Origin of the sequence: Bacillus sp. MM2020_4 (assembly GCF_011250555.1) — a bacterium.
In the GTDB taxonomy this organism is placed as follows: domain Bacteria; phylum Bacillota; class Bacilli; order Bacillales; family Cytobacillaceae; genus Neobacillus.
The window spans coordinates 1-20,313 of the sequence record NZ_JAANMZ010000042.1 but is presented as its reverse complement, the minus strand read 5'-3'; the positions used below and the strand labels follow the sequence as shown (position 1 = coordinate 20,313).

The window sequence follows — 20,313 nt, the reverse complement described above, 5'->3', positions numbered from 1 at the left end:
AGATTGTGGGTGATTGCAGGTGAATTGGGAACCTATTTCTTCCCCTAATCAGGAAATAAAGGATGTAAAACAAACCATCCAAGATGCCGAGGTACGACTGAACTGGTTCTGGTCAAACGAAATTGACTTTGTCTACATTTATAAAACGGCCTCGGACAATTTCAAGCCGGCTGATGAAATCGCTGAGCGCGACGTAAAGCTTTACACCCGTGAGGAATATAAAATCAATCGAGGGTATGTAAGCAAATTAGATACGATCGGCCGGACGTTATACCGCATCTTTCCCTGCCAGAAACGTGAGGGAAAGCTTGTTGTTTTCAGGCAGGAAGATGAAAAGAATCTGATTACGATCATGGGGGCGCGGGCGAAGATTTATTTTTCCATTGCATATAAAAACAAACTCTTTCAACCTCGTAAAAAAGTAAAGATGGCCATCCATACCGAACTTCCACTCGAAAAAGGGCTGCTGGTCTATGTCAAAAAAAGCGGCGGTGTGCCAAATTCGCTAGAGGATGGCACGGCCTATCCGTTTGTTCGCGACTTCCCGGCTGGGAAAACCGTCTCACCGGAAATTGAAATTGATAAAAATGAGTTTATTAGAATTTTCTTTAGTACGGGAAAGAACATCGCTCAGCATTATGAGCTGATTCCTGAGTAAAGGGGGCATAATCATGTTCACATTATTAAAACGAATATTTGAAAAAAAGCAGCCGCCAAAGGAACGTTTACCATTTTACGATATTGTCTGTCCCTACTGTTTTTCCAAATTCCATCATGAGGATGTCGTCTTCCGTGCCGCCCATCACCGTGATGATGATGAGGCCTTGGCATTACAGGAAGATGAACGGTTAAACAACTATCGCGGGAAATTCGGACTGGCTCCGATTGATGAACTCGAAGCCATCATTGATCCTTCCATGATCCCCGATGAAAATAAGCTTTACACAGACCGAATTCTCATGGGCGTATCTGATAAATATGCAGTCGTGACGCGCAATCGCCTCTGCCCTTCGTGCCATAATGACTTGCCGATTACGGCAGGCAAGCATCCAAGCAACATCGTTTCGATTGTGGGCGCCACCTCGGTCGGAAAATCGGTATACATGACGTCGCTGATTCACACCCTTCAGCACGTGACCGCCAACAACTTTGATGCCGCCTGTCTGCCGCTTGATAATGAGATTAGCAAGCGATTCCGGGTAAACTATGAAATTCCCCTTTTTGAAAATGGAAGCCTCTTGCAATCAACTGAAAAATCGAACCGGCAGGAGCCGTTTATTTTTCAATTTATTTTTAAAGATGAAGACCAAGCACCGCTGACACTCGTATTTTTCGATGTGGCCGGAGAAGGAATGACCGATAAAGAATACCTTAAGCTTCACGCCGCCCATATCAAAAATTCTGCCGGGATTCTATTCTTAGTCGACCCCATGCAGATCCGTGCGATACGTGAAAAGCTGATCTTTCAAATGGGGGAAAGTCCCGGGAAGATTGTTGGTCAAGGGGATGAACCGCGTGAAGTGGTGATCTCCCTGTTCGGCGATTTTATTGCCCATCTGGAAAACAGTAAAACGGATATTCCGACGGCGGTGGTCTTAACGAAGAGTGATCTTTTAAATGCTTTGAAGGATGATGATGGTGAATATGTCAGCACAAATAGTAATGTGTTTCGCAATGTCATCCACCGGGGCGGCCTTAATTTAGCAGAATATGAAAATATTAATGGAGAAATCAGGAGATTTTTAGCAAAAGTCGATACACCGTTTGTTAATGCCCTTGATGTTTATTTTAAGGATACCTCCTACTTTGCCGTTTCAGCACTCGGCAGTAACCCGGTCGATCAGCAGGTCAGTGGCATTATTAGCCCCATTCGGGTCGATGAACCCTTCATTTGGCTGCTTTATAAGCTGGGTTATATCGAAGGGAGAAGTGGTCTGTGAGCGGGAATATTCAGCAGCAAATGTACACAAGGGAACGCGGCGGAATCTTTCATGCTACCGATGGATACGACACGATTGCCATTTCCGAGGGCCTTGATCACACCTTTGTGAAAAAATATTTACATCCGTTTTGTCTGTATCATGCACCTAAAGCTTTAAGTGAACACGGGGAAAAAGACCGCTCCCTTTACCCTGAGGCCGTGACACTGTTTCAGCCGGAAACCGGTGAACTTGTCATCGGCCAGGCCGTGTTTGTACCCGCTGATTTTACTGGTTCGCGCAGCACCTATTTTATGCATAACTATGTCATCCCTGCCGGACGAAAAGAGGAGTGGATCAAGCAGCCAGAGAAGTTGTTTCAAATCAATGACTTTCAAACGTCCTATGATACGACGCTCGGAAAGGTCCTGCCAGAGCGGGAGGCTCTTGCGTACGACTCCCGTGTTGTAAAAAAGGAATGGCTAGCATCTGTAGGGATTTCGGAGGATCATGTCAAGCAGCTTTTATTCGCTGTCATGTCATCGATTTCCGGCAAGAAAAAGGTGTTTATTTCTCTAAATGTCCCTTTAAAGGATTATACGAAATATGCGCTCGAGCTGCTGGAACTACTCTATCTTTATTTACCCTATGCGCACCGACGAAAGGTAGGGGCAATGACGTTTACAAGTGAACCTGCCGCAAAGAATTATCTCCATGTGATGTTTTTTGAACCGGGAACATTAAATAGCGGGGATCGTGCCATTGAAAAACAATACATTTTTGATTTTGCGAATAACCGGATTTCCGGTGTTAGTCTGAAAGGCCAGCAGCATGAGTATTTGGACTTTGCCATGCACCATTTTAGCGAATCAGAGCCGATGGATGACTTTTTTGAATTTGCAGAAAGAGCCTTGACAGGGTTAGCTGAAGGGGAAACGCTGGAATTAGCAAGCTATTACCAGTTAACCGATATTTATCTAGCACTAACCTTTCCTGACTCCCCTTTTTATGAAAAAAATAAAATCGGATTTCTGCAAAGTTTGCTAAAATTTTTACAGGTAAACGGTGATGAAAAGCCTGATTTACAAGGATTGTTTTTGCAGCTGTTAAAGGAAGAACGATTTGTCTCCGACAAGGCCTTTGCTCTTGATTATCTTCATGCAGTGGTCGCGATTAATGCCTTTGTACAGTCGGATGTAGTGCTTTCCTTTCTTTTGGAGACACTGATCCATTATCAACATGATCCGCTTTACGGTCATTTATGGCAAGCGATTGAAAAGGACAAGTTTACCCATGAGGCTCTCATTCTGTTTTTGACTGGACATCCCGATTCTCAGCAGCTTCTTGAACGGTATCTGGATGAACGGTTCAAACCGTACATCCGGATGGACGACATCCTAGCAGAGGTAAACAAACTGGTCGGAACCCCCTATTTACTGGGGCTTGAGCCACTGATGTTTCTTTTAAGAAAAAAAATTACGGCGGCAGTTGAGTCTGAAAAGAATCCATTCAATGCTGTATTGGCATTGAAGAAGTTTAGCATCGACCCTCGCCTTTTAAAGCAGGACATGCTGCCACATGCCATGGTTGCCTTATTACGTTCGATCCGCTTGCAGGAGCTGACAGTAGCAGATATCAAAGCATTCGGGGCGATTTTTACAAAAGAATTGAATGTGAGAGACATGAAGGATTTAAAGGTGAGGGAAAACTATCTGGTCACCAACACGCTATATCAATTAATTAGCTTCCCATCACAGGCTGATTCATACAGCTTAAAACCGTTACCAATTTCTGCACGTGAGCAGCTTAGGGTTATTCTACAAAGATTATTACAGGACAGACCTTCTATAGAGAAAATTCCGTTACTGTATATTGCTTTTGATACAGAGAGTGATGGCGTGGATTATAAAGGGGTTCTGGCTTACTTGATTAAATATAGTGATGACCAAACATTGCTTTCCTTTATAAAGAAAAATGCTCACCTTGTTGACCAGGACTTTACCTTTAGAAGGTCATTACGAACGTATTTCATCACCCATCCAAAATCGATTTGGAAGAATAAAGCCCTAAGGAAAGAATTATCCCTAATCAAAAACAATAGCTTTAAACGGTTACTGAATGAAGTGGAAACGGAGACGGCCAGTCCTGTCGTGAAATTCCTTAGAAAGAATGGGCTGAAGCTGCTAATGGCACTCCTCATTGTGGGCGGAGTGGGCAGGGGAGCTTGGTTTGGACTTGATTATATTACCGAAAAAAGCAATCCACCTATGGCAGAAAAAACTAGTAAGACTTCTGTCTCTACGAAAAAAGGAACAACGAGTGATCCCGATTCTATTACCCTTGATTCTTTTACAAAATGGAGCACGGGTGATCCTGACCAAAAAGTAGAAATAAATCGGGATGGCACTCTAGAAACAATTACCTTTGGCGAACAGCATCCCAATGGAATTTTACATTATGACCAAAATAAAATGTGGCCGTTAGAACTGCCAGCTATATTGGATCGGACACCATTTGCTGACAATGGTATGCTCAAGGCTGGTTTTTCTATGTATACGATGCTGCACGACTTTGATGGAGATCAAACCTCTGAACTGGTTGTGGTGATGAGCGATCGAAAGTCAGATTCCTTTGTTTGGATTTTTAAAACTAGCAGTCTTAATTTGGAAGGTGATCCACTCCAGCTACTCTATTCCGCTAAAGGCCTCAAGGATGTTCAGTTAGCTGGGCCGAAACTTATTATTCCAAAAGGTGAGCAGGAATTAGTTTTTGAATACTCAACAGCGAAGCAAACCTTTGTTGCAGTTACTAAATAGAGCGTCCCTTTTGGATGCTCTATTTTTTTCTCTCTTATTCTAAAAATGGTATTTTGAATTGAAATGGCGGGGCTGAGGCTTCCGATTTGTGCGTTTGGCGGAATGAATGGTCAGTTTGGCGGAATTAATTACTAGTCTGGTGGAATCCGTGCCCAGTTTGGCTGAATTAATCACTAGTTTGGCGGAATTCCCAATATGTTTGGCGGAATGAAACCCAAAATAAGCACAACTAAAACAAAAAGCGATGGACTCAATAGAATCCATCGCTTTTTGTACTATTATTTGTCTTCTTCCACTTTTCTCCTTCTTAAGATTGCAGCCCCGCCTGCTGATAACAGAAGCAGTCCTGCAGCAATCGTTCCGGCAAAGAGTGGTTTATTTTCATAGAATTTAACAACCGCACTTTTTTCGACGATTTCGAAAGGCATAATGGATACCAGTTCATTCCCTGCCTTATCGGTTGCGACTACTTTGATTTCATACGGCTTGATGTCTTTCAGCGTCGTTTTAATTACTTGGGTTCCATCTTTTGTCACCACGTCACCCATAAATGATTCGCCATTTACTGTAAACGATTGAATCGTATCCTCCGGATGTTCAAGCCGGATTCCCACCGTTACCGCTTCGGTGTACTTCTTGTTTTTCTTAACGCCCTCGTACACGACCTTCGGCTTTTTTTTATCGATGATAAATTCGACACTTAACTGCTTGATATTCCCAGCCTTGTCCTTGATCTCAAAGTATAGAACATGCTTTCCTTCCGTATCAATCGGTGACCCCATCGTATAGGGATCCCCGTCCAATGTGAGGGAAATGATATCATAGTCACTCATATCTTTAATGAGCAAGGCTGGGATGATATTTTTATTAAAATACTGATCAGTAATTGGCTCCTTAAAGCTGATCACCGGTGCCGATTTATCAATTGTAAAGACAATCGTTCTTGCATGAACATTCTTAGCCAAATCGGTAATTGTCGCTTTTAAGACATAGTCCCTTTCGTCTTCTAGCTTCTGCCCCTTCTTAAAGGGCTTGCCATTAAGGGTAACCGACGTACTGTTATTGTCCAAATGAAGATCAGAATATTCTACTTCCGGTGTAATATTCTTATTAAAGAAGCCATCTACCACTCCCGAAATCACGAGCTTCGGTCTTGTTGTATCTAAAGTGAAACTAATTTCTAGTATCGTTTCATTTCCGGCTTTATCCTTGGCAACCACATGATAGCTATATTCCATTTCTGTGGCCACAGTCGGAATTTGCCCCTTGATATCCGCGCCACCATTCAGGGTTACAGATACAATGGTATCTTCAGGCTGGTCTAAGGCAAATTGCGGCGTGAAGATTTTATTGATATACTCGCCATTTTGAATCACCCGATTTTCACCCTTAAATTTAGGGGTAATCACTGGCTTGGTTTTATCAATCGTAAATGTCATGCTGCGGCTAAAGCTGTTACCTGCTTGGTCAACGGCCTCGACATTTACTTCATATTTGCCCTCATTGCTAAAGATGTGACTGAATGCAGCCGTTTCACCATTGACACGGAAATCTCCGGCATCGTAGCGGCTGCCATCTCTTGTTACCTTAATGGTATTCAAGTTAAGGTTTTTATCCTTAATGGTCACATCCATTTTTTTATCGGTATTATAAAAAGCATGATCCTCTACACCTTGAATCTCAATGGCCGGATTGGTTTGGTCAATCGCAAAGGCAAAGGGCGGAATCACCGAACGGTTTCCGGCTTTGTCCGTCAGTCCAAGCGAAATCGTATAATTTCCATCCTCAGTCAGCGTCTTCGTTACATGGGCTTTGACTAAAAGCGATGGGTTTACCTTTGTTTCCTCAAAAACCTTCTTCCACTCGCCAAGCGAAAGGGCCTTCCCATCCTTTGTGACCACAAGCTCAAGATCCTTTGGCGCAAAATTCCGATCCTCTGCCGTAATCGATACTTGTTTCCCCGTAGAGTAATAGTGGTAATTCTTTTCATCAGGATCAACACCTGTAATCGTTAAACGTGGTGCTGTTTTGTCGATAATGAACGCTCGTTTTTCCTGGACACCAACATTCCCCGCCGTATCTGTGGCTCCGAGGGTAACGGAATAATCACCATCCTCGGTAAACGTATAGGCACCAACACCGGAATCCTTTGTTCCAGCCAACAATGCCAGCTGGCCGGCTTTTGAAAAAGGAGAACCATCTTTCATCACAGACAATTCATTGCCCGTTACCCGCAGATTAGTGTCACTGATTTTAAACTGGAAATCCGTATTTTGATTAAAATAACGCTTTTCAGTGAAGGCCGGGTCAATGGACACGACTGGGACAGTATGGTCAATCGTAAACAAAAGCGACTGTTGCTCTGCCACATTGCCCGCCTTATCCTTGACGTTGATGACAAGTTGATAATCGCCTTCATTTTGGGGGTCTTCTTTTGCAAAAACAACCGTGTAGACCGAGCTTTCTGGATTCTGGCTCCATGTTCCAGTAATGCCATCAACCGGCACATAGTCTTCACCATTTTTCCTTCTGGCATCAATGGTCACAGCGCTTGTCTCAAAATTTTCCTGGTTTTCATGGACGATTATCGAGATGGTCCCCTTTTGAGCGAAATGATTCCCATTAAAGTCCGCACTTAAGTCGGTTTTCACTACAGGCGCTGTGGCGTCAATAGTAAATTCCACTTGCTTTACTACTTCATGGCCTGCCGCATCCTTAGTAGTTACAGTGATACGGTATTCACCATCAGCATTATCGCTATTTCCAAATGGCAATGCGACTGTTGATGTCTCCCCAGTATTTTCCCATGTTGCAAACCGGTCATCGTGGAAAGGCGTATATTGACCATTCCCACTCCGTTTTTCCACTAGATATGTGACATGGTTGGTCTGATAATTTTTCTCCTTTACCGTGATGATGACTGTGCCATTGTTTACAAAAGCACCAGGCTCGATCCCGGTAAGAGCCACTTCAGGTGCCTGGGTGTCAACGACAAAGTCGACTGGCCCAATCGAATCGCTATTTTCCAGCCCATCAATCGAGCTGAAGGAAAGACGATACTTGCCGTCAGCTAAGGTTTCATCCTTTTTCGAGGTCGCAATCATCCCTGACACATCTGCATTCAAGGCGATCTTATTCTGATTTAACGTAAGGATCGTTTTACTTAGATCCAATGTTAAATCGCTTGCTCTTACGGCAAAACTTCCGTTATCAACATGCTGCTGATTGAGTAATGGCTTGCCGCCAACCGATACTTCAAGCTCCGGTTTTTGGCTGTCGAGAGTGAAAAGAACCTTTTTACCGGCCTCATTGCCGGCAATATCGCTGGTTGCAATCGTCAATTCATATCGTCCATCCGCAAACTCTTGCTGGAATGATGCTGTTTTATTGTCAGCGGAAAAGGTTGGTGGTAATGGGATTGTTTCTGTTTTGCCGCCAACAGATCTTTTCGTCATCGTCATCTTCGTTGCATCTGCATGTAATTGCTGGTCTTCGGTAATGGTGATAGCCACTGTCTTCTTCTCTTTATATTTTTGATTGTTCTCAACACCTGTAACAGAAATAACCGGTGCGCGTTTATCAATGGTTAAGGACAATGGATAGGTGAACGGTTGCCCTTGGCTATCGGTAATCGTTACGGTTCCTTCGTAATGACCTTCCTCTTTAAGCGTAAGGGTGGCGGTCCTTTTTTTCTGAAATAAAGTTGGCGTAAAATCCACCTTGTGTTCAAGGCTTTCACCATCATGTGTTCTCACCAGGTTTGCTTCAGCCTTGGTGATTTTCCCATCATCTTCAAATGTAACGGTCACATCATTAGGATAGTATCCTCCTTGGTCGATCCCGGACATTTTTGGCTCATTTTTATTGATGGTAAACGAAACACGTTGCTTGTCACTTTCATTTCCTGCTTGGTCACGAAGGAATGCCGTAACATCGTATTTTCCTGACTGAGGGAACTCCAATTTGCCCAAATTCTTATTCGTTTGATCCCAAAGAATCTCTGCTGGTTGTCCGTCTCCGTCCTCATCCACTACAACGAGGGCCGATACCTGATCATGTGTGAAGTTCTTTTCCACTACTTCCAGATTTAAAACGACGATACCATCTCTTTCCGTGTAGATTGATTTATTGATCCCGGAAAGGTTGATTTTTGGCGTAACTGTATCCCTTTCAATGCTGAATATAGCTGGTTTGGCAGTGAAGCCCCAGGTATTGTCAGCAAAATCGACCGTTACATCTAATAGACTGTCCCTATCTGAAGGCAGGGGGATTTCCACTTTATACTCGCCTTGAAAAGCCGATGCAGCATCGAGAATTTTACTTACCTTCACATCGCCTGCCGTTTTTCCATCATAAGTAGCGTTTAGGATAAATGGCTGCTCCACTTCTTTAGGCGTCGTTGCTCCGTCTTGTTTAGACTCCTTTAGAGAAGTAAGGTAATTTTGATAATCCTCTTTCAAGTCGACGGTAAACGTCACAACATCCTTTTGGTTCGAAAACCACGCCGGATTAGGATCTTTATCGATATCCCAGGTTTGATCATTGAATTTGATGACTCTCGTTGTCTCGTTTTGCGATAAGACATGATTCGTAAAAATAAAAGCAAAGATGAGCATGATGGTAAAAAAGCTCGTCCATACCAGCCATTTATGCTGCCTATAGTTTTTATTGATCCATTCTCCCATCCTTAAAATCTCCTTTTATATGGTTGCATCTGTATGGACAATGACCACGTCTCGTTCTTTCCTAAAGTGACTGGTAGAACCCGATTCTGCTAGTACAGTTGTTTCTTCCGCTTCTTCAGTCAACCATTCGGTCTCGTCCGATTCCACGAATAACAGCTCCGTTGCTGCCGCATCAGTTGAGAGCGGTTCTGTTTCGTCTGCGGCAGCTTCAGCTTCTGCAAGAAGCTCAGTAGGCGCCGCAGCTTCTATCAAAAGCTCGGTAGAATCGCCATCGCTTCCTGTTCCTGTCACGGCTACTTCCAGTTCAACATCACGGCGGGGCTGAATCTCCCTTGTGATCGGCTTATTGAACTGTTCTTGACGGGAACGTCTGCGTTGCTGCCATTTTTTAGCCCATTTGTGAATGTTAAATCCTGTTAAATCCTCAAATACCTCTGAAATGTTCATTTTTATAAAAACAATAATCGAAAGAATGAGCGAGAGGATAGCACCGGCAATGCCGCCATAAAACATGAGTTGAAAGTTCACATTATCCCCCCTGCCCGACAAGATTCAAATTCACGTACCTTCTTGTCAGTTTCTTAAAACCCTCATCCTGATCGGCATCCTTTAATTGGGCTGCCTGCTCGTACACCTGTATAGCTGCCGAATAATTCCGATCCTCTTTCGGCTGTTCGATATCGAGCAACAAGTTTCCTAGTTTTGTATAGGCATTAAGACTAGTAGGGAAATCCGTGATCGTACGCTCGTATTGTTCAGCAGCCTGCTCACGCTTACCCAATTCTTCGTAGATCGTGCCAATTTTAAGCATATCCTCCTCTTTATTCAATTCCTCTCGGTAATCAAGAAGATTGGTATACAGACGAATGGCTTCCTCAAAATCACTAACCGCTGCCGTTTTATCCTGTGAATTAATTCCTTTACTGTAGTAGGCCTGTGCCAGTTTCCGCTCAAAATCTTGTGCATATTTGCTTGTTAAGAAATCATCGTCTAATTTGATTAGGACATCATTTGCCTTTTTGACTAATTGAATAGCCTTCTTATTGGCATCTGGAATTTGCGCTTTATACGATAAGTAAATATTCGCTAATGAATGGTAGTTATCAATTTTTTTAGCATCATTACGGGCTTTATCGGTAAATTTTTCAAAGGCATCCAAATCACCGGCAAACTTATGATAGTCGATATTTAAACTTCCCATTGTCGCAGCTAATGTACGGTAATACTCTACTTCCGGCTTATCTTCTGGGTTGACCTTGTTAAAAAAATCCTCAGCCCGAATATAATCTTTTTCCACGTCGAAATAGGTCATTCCTACTTTAAAGAGAACCTCGCTATTTCGATCAATATGTCCATAGCCATCATCCATATATCTTTCAATATTCGACAGGCCCTTATCTGCTTCCCCGTTTTGAATATACATATCTAGTAAATTGTTATAGGCCATAGCCCTGCCCTTATCAAGTTTTATCGCCTGTTCGAGAATTTTGCTTGCCTCGGCATTCCGGCCATTTTGAATATCGCTGTTTGCCTCATTAATTAGGCTCAAATAATCCTGGAGCTGTTCATTCTTCATCCCTTTGTAGCCAAAGACGGACGTCGTGGAAAATCCGAGAAAGAGGAGAGCCGGAATTAGAAATAGACCTAACTTTTTATAAAGCTTGTGTTTATAGCCCTGGGTTAATTTGTTAATGTTCAGCAAATCATGGGCCAGTTCCGCGCAGCTTTGATACCGATGGCTGGGTTCTGCGTGGGTACACTTGGCAATTATATGTTCTAGACCCTCCGGCAGTGCCGTGTTCCACGATCGAATGGGCCTCAATTCATAGGGCGGGTCACTCAAGGTTTTTCCCGTCACTAAATGATAGAGTGTCACACCTAAACTATAAATATCGGTCCGTTCATCCGATTGCTTGCCGGATAATTGCTCAGGGGCTGCGTATCCCTTTGTCCCGAGATTCGTAGTATCGGTCGTATTTTCTGTTTTAAACTCCCTGGCGATCCCAAAATCGATCAGCTTGATTTTCCCTTCAGGGGTCAGCATGATATTATCAGGCTTCATATCGCGATAAATAATCGGGTTCGGCTTTCGTGTATGAAGGTAACCGAGCACATCGCTCAACTGCTTCGCCCAATCGATGACCTCATCAGCGGAGGCGATTTTCTCGCGCACCAGCTTTTCCTTTAGCGATTCGCCTTCGATATAATCCATGACCACATAAATTTCACCTTGGCGGTCGATGACATCATAGATCCGCGGCAGCGCACCATGGTCCAACCTTTTTAACATATTGGCCTCCACAACAAGGCTGTTAATCAGCAACTCATCATCCTTGTTGGCCCGCTTGCGGATATCCTTTACGACCAGCGATTTCTTGAGTCTGTTATCCATCGCAAGATAGATTATACTCATGCCGCCACGGCCGATTTCTTTCAATATTTCATAGCGTTCATCAATTATTGTGCCGATTTTAATCAAGGCGCATCACCCCGGTGTTACTTTCGTTAGTAGAACAGTGATATTATCGGTTTCCTTGCGATTCTTTACTAATTCAACGAGCCCCACAACCGTTTCCTTCATCTGGGTTTCATTTGAAAAAGAGTCCGGTTTCAAACTGGCAAACATCTCTTCTTCACTGATTTCATGGTAAAAACCATCGGTGCATAGCATGAACAAATCTCCCTCTTTTACCTCACCTTGTGTGATGGCAAGCTCTAGTTCCGGTGTGGCGCCTACACATTGCAACAGAACATTTCGGCGCGGATCGACTTTTGCCTGTTCTTCTGTGATATTGCCCCGCTCCAATTCCCTTGCCACTAACGTTTGATCTTTTGTTAATGGGAATAGATTTTTGTGGATCCGGTAGGCTCTACTGTCACCGATGTGTAAAAGGAAATAGTTCGTTTGCACAATCAATAGAGCGGTGATGGTGGTACCAAGCTTGAGATTGGCCGCTTCTCCATAATCTAAAATTCTTCGATTAAGGGCATTCACGCGATATGCTAATTGTTGTATGATTTCCGTTTCCAGCTGATTGTTATCGGATAGGAGGATCTTTGGCAGCTCAGTGTCAAACCAGTCGGACATCCCTCTGATGACGGTTGCACTCGCCAATTCCCCTTGCGTAAGCCCGCCCATGCCGTCACATACGATAAACAGACCAACCCGCCCCTTTCGAGTTTGTGCCGTTTTAAGCAGCAAGGCATCCTGATTGGTTTTCTTTTTAATTCCGGCGTCAGTATGGTAGGCCATTTGAAAAGACATGTACCCACCGCCTTTCTTATGAAGTATTTTGGTCTATCGGCGATTTTGATCGTTCTATCAGCGAATCGAAAAAGGTCTCTATTTTACAGAAAAAAACGTATTAAAATAACTTAAAAACAAACTCTTCATTTGCTAGTGTTATTCGGTCCTCATGTTTGATTTTTACCTTTTCACTCTTGGCAAGCTTAATATCGTTGACAAAGCTCCCATTGGTGGAGCGGTTGTCCTTTAAAAAGTATTCGCCATTTTCCGTTAGGATATGGGCGTGGATACGGCCCACCGCTTTATTACTTGACTGATAATCGGCATTCTTTGGATCACGTCCAAGTTTAAATACGTCTTTCCCAATCGTGATTTTCTCTTGAGTGGTAAGGGTAAGTAGAAACGGCATCGAGGCCTCTTCCCCAAGTGTGGTAGTTCCCACATCCGTTACGCCTAAAACGGTTGTCCCTTCATCCTGGAGACCTATTTCAGCCGCCATTCCTTTTCCATTACCAGGCACAATATGTATTTGTGTCCCGGCGATCGCGGCCGCCGCTTCAAAACCGGCAGCTTTGTACTCTCCAAGCTCTGTTCTCGTTACCCGTTTGTACTGAATTTCTTCCTCAATTTCAAGCTTAGGGCCTTTTTGCTGATTCCCTTTCACACTCTTTTTCTTGGAGGCTGTGACCTTGTTTTGATCTTCAAGAAGAAGTTCAGCATTGCCTGGACTGTAAAAACCAATACTCTTTCTGGCTGGTTCTGCAGTAAAATCCTTTCTTCTAACCACTTCCGTAATATTATGCATGGGTAATGATTCCACCAAATCTTTACCCAATTCTTCAATCATCCCCCTAAAATGGAGCAAATCAATCTCCTCTTCCGCCCGAACAAGATAATTATGAATTTTTATAAAGAAACTCAAATCATCTTCCTCATCATACGGTGCCATCCCTAGTAAACTTATTAAGAACTCCTTTACAGTGCCGGTTTCATAGCGATTTTCTTTAATCGGCAAGTAAAAAAATAACGGTCTGCCCGATAACGGATCAATATAAATATGCCTTTTATCGGCCACAATATTGCCGAGCCGCAAGCCAATTTTTTTTGAATGAAGCAGGGTTTCTACTATATGTAATAGAAACTTGTATAACCGTTCCTTCGAGAAACCTTTATAGAATAATGGTTTAATATGTTCCCATGAAGACAAATCATACCGAAAGGAAATTTCTTTCTTTTTTTCGATCACAACCATTGACAACAAACCGAATACTTGACTATTTTCCAATAGGCCAATTTCATTCTTTGCTACTTCCTCATCGCTGCTCACCTGATAAAATAAATATTCCCGGCAATTCTCCAAATTAAAATCAATTTGTTTGATCAAGGCTGTCCGACCCCTTTTTTAAAAATTCGAACTTACATGGAAGTAGGCACATTTTGGCACCTCTCCCTCCATGTTATAACGATTACTTAAATTGACTGGCATTATTATTAATCGCTGCTTCTGTCGCATCGTAATTGGTAACCGTTCCATCCAAAAACTTGGCATAACTCTCAACCACATCTCGATAGTTATCAAAACGTGCGGAGAATGCATTGAAATTAGCGCGAATCGTATTGGACGCATCACTATTCCAAGTTTGCGATAGTGCATTCATTTCTTTCTTAATATCTTGTAATCTGACATATAAGTTATTGTTTAAATTTCTGATTTGGCTGGCCGTTTTACTGACTTCGCCAAGCGAGATCTTAACTCCTTCAATTGTCATGCGTTCCACCCCCTGATTTTTATCATTTGAAGAAAAGATTAGTTCGAAAGTCGCTTCGCACCGCTAATGACTTCGTTTTGTGTATCACGATACGTTTTTGCAGATGTTTTAAGGAAATGAGAGAACTCATCCATTTTTGCTTTCATTTTCGTGAAATCATCGGTAAAGCCTTTAATTTGATTCACATAGGCAAGATTATCTGCCCCTTGCCAGGCAGCACCCATTGCTTCAACTTCCGAAAACAAAGATTTATAGAGTCTTTCATAATCAGCCGCTTGTTGATCAATACTTGTTGCCGCTTTTTCAAGCTTTGCTGGATCTACCATAATCGATCTAGCCATTCTGAACACCCCCTTTCAAATTTTTTCATATTGGTGATTTCCACTAATGGTTTGCCTTACAGCAGCATCAGTTTCGTACCGTTCTTGATGCCAAGTTCTTCTACAGTGGTATTGATGTCATAGATTTCCCCTGTCTTTCTGCTGCAAAGAACAGTATGCTCGGTGCCGATAAAATACCCTTGCGACAGCTCTGTCATGGTATTCGCTACTAAAAGAACCACTTCGTGAAGCTTGCTTTTCCGTGGGAGGAAGATATCAAATGTCTGATTGGCAGCGGGGATAAACACTTCCACTAACACCTTATCCATACACTACCTCCTCCTCATTCACTGCCGCTGAAGACAGCAGCTTCACTAATACCGGCTTTCCTTTCTTAATGACGTACCCAAAGCCAGCTGGCATTTCCTGATACATATCGCTTGTCGTCTTATTCGTCTTTAAGACAAATTGATTCGTTATACCGCCGCCGACCCAAATGCCATCACATTGCGATACATGGTTTTTAAACCAGCCTTCATACGAAATCGTGTTGATGCGGTCGGCCTGATCGCTGATAATCAGGTGAACAGCGAGCGAACTGCCTTTATCTAAAAAGACTGAAAGCTTATCCTTGCCATCTGCGGATAAGGCATTATTCATATCAATGAACGAATCCATCACACAGAAAATCGGTGCAAACACAGGTGGCATCACGCCTTCTGCCAGCGCATCCTTTGTTGTGTTATGACGGTAGACAAGTGTATTGAATAGATAGACAACCGTCTCTTCGATTGCTTGACCCCCTGTCACATAGCGATAGCTGCGGTTTGCATCCCTACGGAAGCTATTGTGCGGGTCAATGGCAATGACTTCGCTTCCGCCGCTTGCTGCGAGCATCTCAGCAGAACCTTGAATAAAGTCCGTGCATTCCTCATCGTTAGTACCTGTAAGCACAAGATTCACAAAGGATTCGGTAAAGTCAAAATATGAAATTGCCAGTGCGTTTTTCTCAACCGCTACTGGAATAGTCCCCGGCTGCTTCGATTGAAATTCACCCGCCGCAAGATAATCTCGGTCGACTTTTTCAGGCAGAATCGGAATTCTTCTTGCTCTTGCTTTCTGCCACTTCTTGTTTTGTTCCACGCAATAATTTGTCATAAACCGGTACATATCCGTTGTTACATCGGTAATAAGTGCGGTCTGGAATTCATAGACACCGTCCGTTTTAAAAATCCCGCGGCCTTTATGTTTCGATGGATAGACTCCATCGACGCTTCCCAATACACCTGAGTATTCCGTTGTATCGTTTAATTGCAGGACAAACAGTTGCTTAAAGTTTTGCAGCAGACGATAGCGGATGGCTCCCGTATTAGCCGCGGTAACAACAAAGTAGATCCCGTATTTAAGCCCTTCACGTGTCAAGAAAGAGATTGATTCTTCATAGTCCTCATACATCTCGGAAAAAGCAGCATAATTATGAATGACGACAACAATCGAAGCGAGCGGCTGATTCGCCAAGCGGTTATAGGTACCAAAATCACCGCCATACTTCGCGAAGCATTTTTTCCTACGTTCAATTTCAGTTGTTAACATTCTAAACAAATTCGTGATTTTCTCACTTTCATAGGAGAGAACGACATCACCGACATGCGGTGCTTCGCTGAACCTGCTTAAGGTTTCGCTGCTGAAATCCAAGAGATAGAGGTTAACCTCCTCCGGTGTATGCTCCTCCATGAGTGAATAAATCATCGTTGCCAAGAAAGTGGTTTTACCGCTGCCTGCGACACCATATAGGACGGTGTTGCCTTCCGTTGTGATTGGCAGTCTTAGAATGTGCTGGCTTTGAGTGGCCGGGTCATCGTATTCGCCGATTACCGGATGTAACAGATGGCTTCGTTCCACTGTTACGCGATATTTCTCATGCAATTTTCCGAGGAAAATCTCGCTCGGAATCGGTTCAAGCCAGAGCTGTTTTACCTTAATCTCTTCCTGGGAAGCCAAATGAGCCAGATAGTTCGTGATTTCATCCAATTGCTTCGGGGGATTCTTCACTAGTGTCTTGCGTTTGTCCATTCGGGCACTCTTAAGGACACGACCAAGATGGTCAATGACCACGATGCTGTCATCGACGTGTTTCTTCATTTTTTCCGCAGGATAATAGGGTGCCCCGCCCCAAGCTGACTGCCCAAGCATAAACACTTCATTAAAGCCCACCTGCAGATAGAATCGGCCTGTTGTCGATAATTCCGCTGCGTCCGGTCGCTTGATGACCTCCATACTGTCCGCTTTCTCCTGTACCTTCAAGCTGATTCTAAATTTACTGTTACTCCATATTTGATCATCGACAACCCCCGACGGCTTCTGTGTCGCCAGAATCAGGTGAATCCCCAAGCTCCGACCAATCCTTGCAGCACTGACAAGCTGATCCATGAATTCCGGCTGTTGGGTCTTCAACTCGGCAAATTCATCGGAAATAATAAACAAATGCTGCAGCGGCTCAGTGACCCTGCCCTCGCGGTAGAGCTTCTGATATTTATAAATATCAATATTGCTTTCATTGACCCGTTTGCTTGTTTCACTAAAAATGGACTGGCGCCGCTTCAGCTCACTTTGTATCGAAATCAGCGAGCGTTTGACAGCTGCTCCGTCGAGGTTGGTTATCGTCCCGGCAAGATGCGGCAGATTTACGAACGCATTCGCCATGCCGCCGCCTTTATAGTCGATTAAAATAAATGCCACTTCATTAGGGTGATAGTTCACCGCAAGTGACAAAATAAATGTCATGATAAATTCACTTTTCCCCGACCCGGTCATCCCGGCAATCAGGCCGTGTGGACCGTGGAATTTTTCATGGAGGTCAAGCTTACATAATTCACCCGCCTGATCCACCCCGATTGGCGCTTCCAGCGTCTTCACCGGATCATTTTCCTTCCATTTTGTCAGCACGTTGAGATGCTCAATTTTACTAACCCCAAACATCTCTAAAAAAGTGAGCATTTCCGGTAGCGAATAAGCCTTATTTAACGAAGCAAGGCTGATGTTGCTTAGTTGAATCGCAAGTTTCTCAGGTTCATCCTGTAAATGAATATCGGGACAAAATCCGGTAAACTGACCGGTAATATCATCCTTATCAAACACCTTTGCTGTTTCATCGTCCAATTCAATGACAGCTGAACATTCCTTCGGCAAATTTTTCAATTCATCATAAAGGGCAACCAAGCTGAAGCCGATGTTCTTTTTCGAGCGTAACAACATCGTAAACATTTCCGCCTTTGCCGCCAAATTCTGATCCATTGAAAAAATGACATAATGCTGTGTACCATTTGCTAATTCATCGTCTGCCATGGCCTGACGCTGGGCCATTTCTTTTTCAAGAACAGCTGACAATTCCTTCAATTCATTGGCGTTTGTAGCAATGTATCGGATGCTTTTCGCATCATCCCACACATGCGGCAGCCATTTGACAAATCCCCACCTATCCTGCTCATGTCCGTCGTATACAAACACCATCTTTAATTCATCATAGCTATGTAAGGACGTTAATTGGAAAATCAAGCCCTCCACAAACCTCATCACCTTATCCCTGCCGCCAATAATCCCGCTTATCCTCTCTTCAAAAAGGGAAATCGTTACAGGGACTTCCTTTAAGAACTTAGGGGCTGACGCAAGTTTTTGCAGCTCCCCCTGCAGCTCATCATCCGCGACGCTAAAACGTTTTTCCGGAAATTTGATAACCGCATTCAAGGGCAAATTTCCAAGGCCCAAACGCAGCTTTAAAAAATCATCCTGGCCTAGCGACCGTTCCCACAAGTTCCGCTGCCGTGCCTGAATCCGTGCAACACAATGGCCAATGGGGACATGGTTCTCATGCAAAATCTCACTTTGCCGTTTCTTTTCTTCCTCCATGACTGCTGCCATTTCCACCAGGTAAGCACGATATTTCTCCAGTCTTATGTTTTCCTGCTTGGCCCGGGACTTTTTCTCATGCCTTTTTTGTAAAATAGGCCAAAGAATCGTTCCGACCAGCATACTAAAGGACATCACCAGTGTCGGCATCGCCATCATGATATCTCCATTCGTGGACAGTACATTTTGCAGGGTAAACAGTCCCATAAAGAGTGAGGCCATCCCCATTGTAAGCGACGGGCCTAATAGCAGCATTAAAGGGGTTTCTTCCTGGTTCACCGGCAGCGGCGGAGGATCAATTTTAATCTCGGTTGTGGTAATGTCCCTTTTGAAACGAGGAGAACGGAAAAAAAGATCGGTTGTCTCGTCTTCTTGTAGAAACTCCTCAAGCTCCTCTTCATTTTCAGGGAGAGGCTGTTCAACCTTTAGTGGCTGAAACGCATTCCGCTCAAGAAACACGAGCTGGTGCGGATTGTTTAACGACAACAAGTTTCCATTAAAAATAATTTTTAAACCCATTATGTAGATAACATCGCCAATTTCTAACGTGTGCTCCGTCACTCTTTCCCCGTTCACATAAGTACCATTCGAACTTTGCAGGTCACGAATGACTGCACCGCCACTTGTCCTATAGTCAATCTCACAATGCGAGCTTGATACTAACTTATTGGCAAAACAAATCTGACTGTCCTTCGAGCGGCCAATTTTTACTTTAGTTGTGGTGGTGTAGTGCTTTGTATAGATATTTTGGTCCGGATCCGCTGGTGCAACATATAGCAGTGAGGGCGTAGCAGTTTCCCGTTTAATCGTGTAGGTACTAAATGGTTCAATGTGCTGCTTACTGACTTTTTGACCTTCAGCATTATGTAATTGGGCAGATTTATTAGACTTTAAAAACCATTGTCCCTCCTCAGCCTCAATCGCCATCATTTCTCTTTTTACGCCATCATGGTTCTCTGTTGTCAGTACATACCGTCCGGTGACTCGCTCCGGCAGAACAAAGGTAAATGCCTTTTGCCGGTCAAATAACGTTAAAATCAATGTAAGTCTCTCCCTAATCCTTGCAAAAATCTCAGGTTATCTATTATTTATTTTTCGTTTAATAGTGACTATTCCTAGGTATCTTACGTGAGCTATGATCCCAATTATGTGCTCCTTGTAAAAATTTTACTTCTTTATCATACCATTTTCTTAATAGGGCGAATTTCCTTTACTAATGGGTCGATGGAACCATTTTGAAGGGTATCTTTATATGGATTGTATTCTATCAATCTTACTTCATTTTTCTCAACCATTGGTTTGCGATTGGATAGGTTGGCGGTTTTAAAAAGTTTTGATGGTAATCGTGAAGGTTGGCGGAATTTTCTTTGAAATTGGCGGAACTATGACTCAAGTTGGCGGAATTAATAGTGAAGTTGGCGGAATTCCTTAGAGGTTTGGCGGAATAAAGTGCTAGGTTAGCGGAATCTTCTCCTTAATGGAAAAAAACACAAAAAAGAACAGCTGGATCAGCTGTCCTTTTTCGTGCCTGGCAACGTCCTACTCTCACAGGGGCGCATGCCCCAACTACCATCGGCGCTGAGAAGCTTAACTTCCGTGTTCGGTATGGGAACGGGTGTGACCTTCTCGCCATAATTACCAGACTAATTTA

At 43.4% G+C, this 20,313-nt stretch carries 12 protein-coding genes and 1 rRNA gene; 3 read left to right on the top strand and 10 right to left on the bottom strand.

What is annotated here, in order from left to right:
- Nucleotides 1–19 precede the first annotated feature (19 nt).
- Genes G6554_RS20130 through G6554_RS20120 form a run of 3 tightly spaced genes read left to right on the top strand, consistent with a single transcriptional unit; the run spans nucleotide 20 to nucleotide 4,735 of the window.
- Nucleotides 20–658, top strand: a complete 639-nt coding sequence (locus G6554_RS20130; RefSeq protein WP_166245143.1) for a beta-mannanase — start codon at nucleotides 20–22, stop codon at nucleotides 656–658.
- 13 nt (nucleotides 659–671) lie between these two features.
- Nucleotides 672–1,940 carry a TRAFAC clade GTPase domain-containing protein gene (locus tag G6554_RS20125; RefSeq protein WP_166245141.1) on the top strand — a complete coding sequence of 423 codons (1,269 nt, stop codon included), beginning with the start codon at nucleotides 672–674 and terminating at the stop codon, nucleotides 1,938–1,940.
- The gene (locus tag G6554_RS20120; protein ID WP_166245139.1) at nucleotides 1,937–4,735 is read left to right on the top strand and encodes a GAP1-N2 domain-containing protein; all 2,799 of its coding nucleotides are present in this window, start codon (nucleotides 1,937–1,939) and stop codon (nucleotides 4,733–4,735) included. The genes G6554_RS20125 and G6554_RS20120 overlap by 4 nt, the downstream gene beginning before the upstream one ends.
- A 278-nt stretch (nucleotides 4,736–5,013) precedes the next feature.
- Here the strand turns inward: G6554_RS20120 and G6554_RS20115 are convergent, their stop codons facing one another.
- The 10 genes from G6554_RS20115 to rrf all read right to left on the bottom strand — a co-directional run bounded on the left by G6554_RS20115 (nucleotide 5,014) and on the right by rrf (nucleotide 20,305).
- Complete coding sequence (locus G6554_RS20115) at nucleotides 5,014–9,420, bottom strand: Ig-like domain repeat protein (protein ID WP_166245137.1); 4,407 nt, start codon at nucleotides 9,418–9,420, stop codon at nucleotides 5,014–5,016.
- A gap of 15 nt (nucleotides 9,421–9,435) precedes the next feature.
- Nucleotides 9,436–9,948 carry a hypothetical protein gene (locus G6554_RS20110; protein ID WP_166245135.1) on the bottom strand — a complete coding sequence of 171 codons (513 nt, stop codon included), beginning with the start codon at nucleotides 9,946–9,948 and terminating at the stop codon, nucleotides 9,436–9,438.
- A 1-nt stretch (nucleotide 9,949) separates the two neighbouring features.
- On the bottom strand, nucleotides 9,950–11,899 hold the full coding sequence (locus tag G6554_RS20105; RefSeq protein WP_166245133.1) for a serine/threonine-protein kinase: 1,950 nt from the start codon (nucleotides 11,897–11,899) through the stop codon (nucleotides 9,950–9,952).
- Between the two features lie 6 nt (nucleotides 11,900–11,905).
- The gene (locus tag G6554_RS20100) at nucleotides 11,906–12,685 is read right to left on the bottom strand and encodes a PP2C family protein-serine/threonine phosphatase (protein ID WP_166245131.1); all 780 of its coding nucleotides are present in this window, start codon (nucleotides 12,683–12,685) and stop codon (nucleotides 11,906–11,908) included.
- Between the two features lie 100 nt (nucleotides 12,686–12,785).
- Nucleotides 12,786–14,051, bottom strand: a complete 1,266-nt coding sequence (locus G6554_RS20095) for an FHA domain-containing protein (protein WP_166245129.1) — start codon at nucleotides 14,049–14,051, stop codon at nucleotides 12,786–12,788.
- A gap of 82 nt (nucleotides 14,052–14,133) precedes the next feature.
- Complete coding sequence (locus G6554_RS20090) at nucleotides 14,134–14,436, bottom strand: pore-forming ESAT-6 family protein (RefSeq protein WP_166245127.1); 303 nt, start codon at nucleotides 14,434–14,436, stop codon at nucleotides 14,134–14,136.
- Nucleotides 14,437–14,474: 38 nt separating this feature from the next.
- Nucleotides 14,475–14,777, bottom strand: coding sequence for a WXG100 family type VII secretion target (locus tag G6554_RS20085; protein ID WP_166245125.1), 303 nt, complete (start codon nucleotides 14,775–14,777; stop codon nucleotides 14,475–14,477).
- A gap of 56 nt (nucleotides 14,778–14,833) precedes the next feature.
- Nucleotides 14,834–15,085 (bottom strand): methyltransferase, encoded by a 252-nt coding sequence (locus G6554_RS20080; protein ID WP_166245123.1) that lies wholly within the window; start codon nucleotides 15,083–15,085, stop codon nucleotides 14,834–14,836.
- Nucleotides 15,078–19,703 carry a type VII secretion protein EssC gene (gene essC / locus G6554_RS20075; protein WP_166245121.1) on the bottom strand — a complete coding sequence of 1,542 codons (4,626 nt, stop codon included), beginning with the start codon at nucleotides 19,701–19,703 and terminating at the stop codon, nucleotides 15,078–15,080. The genes G6554_RS20080 and essC overlap by 8 nt, the downstream gene beginning before the upstream one ends.
- A gap of 485 nt (nucleotides 19,704–20,188) precedes the next feature.
- Nucleotides 20,189–20,305, bottom strand: a 5S ribosomal RNA gene (gene rrf, locus G6554_RS20070).
- Between the last annotated feature and the right edge of the window lie 8 nt (nucleotides 20,306–20,313).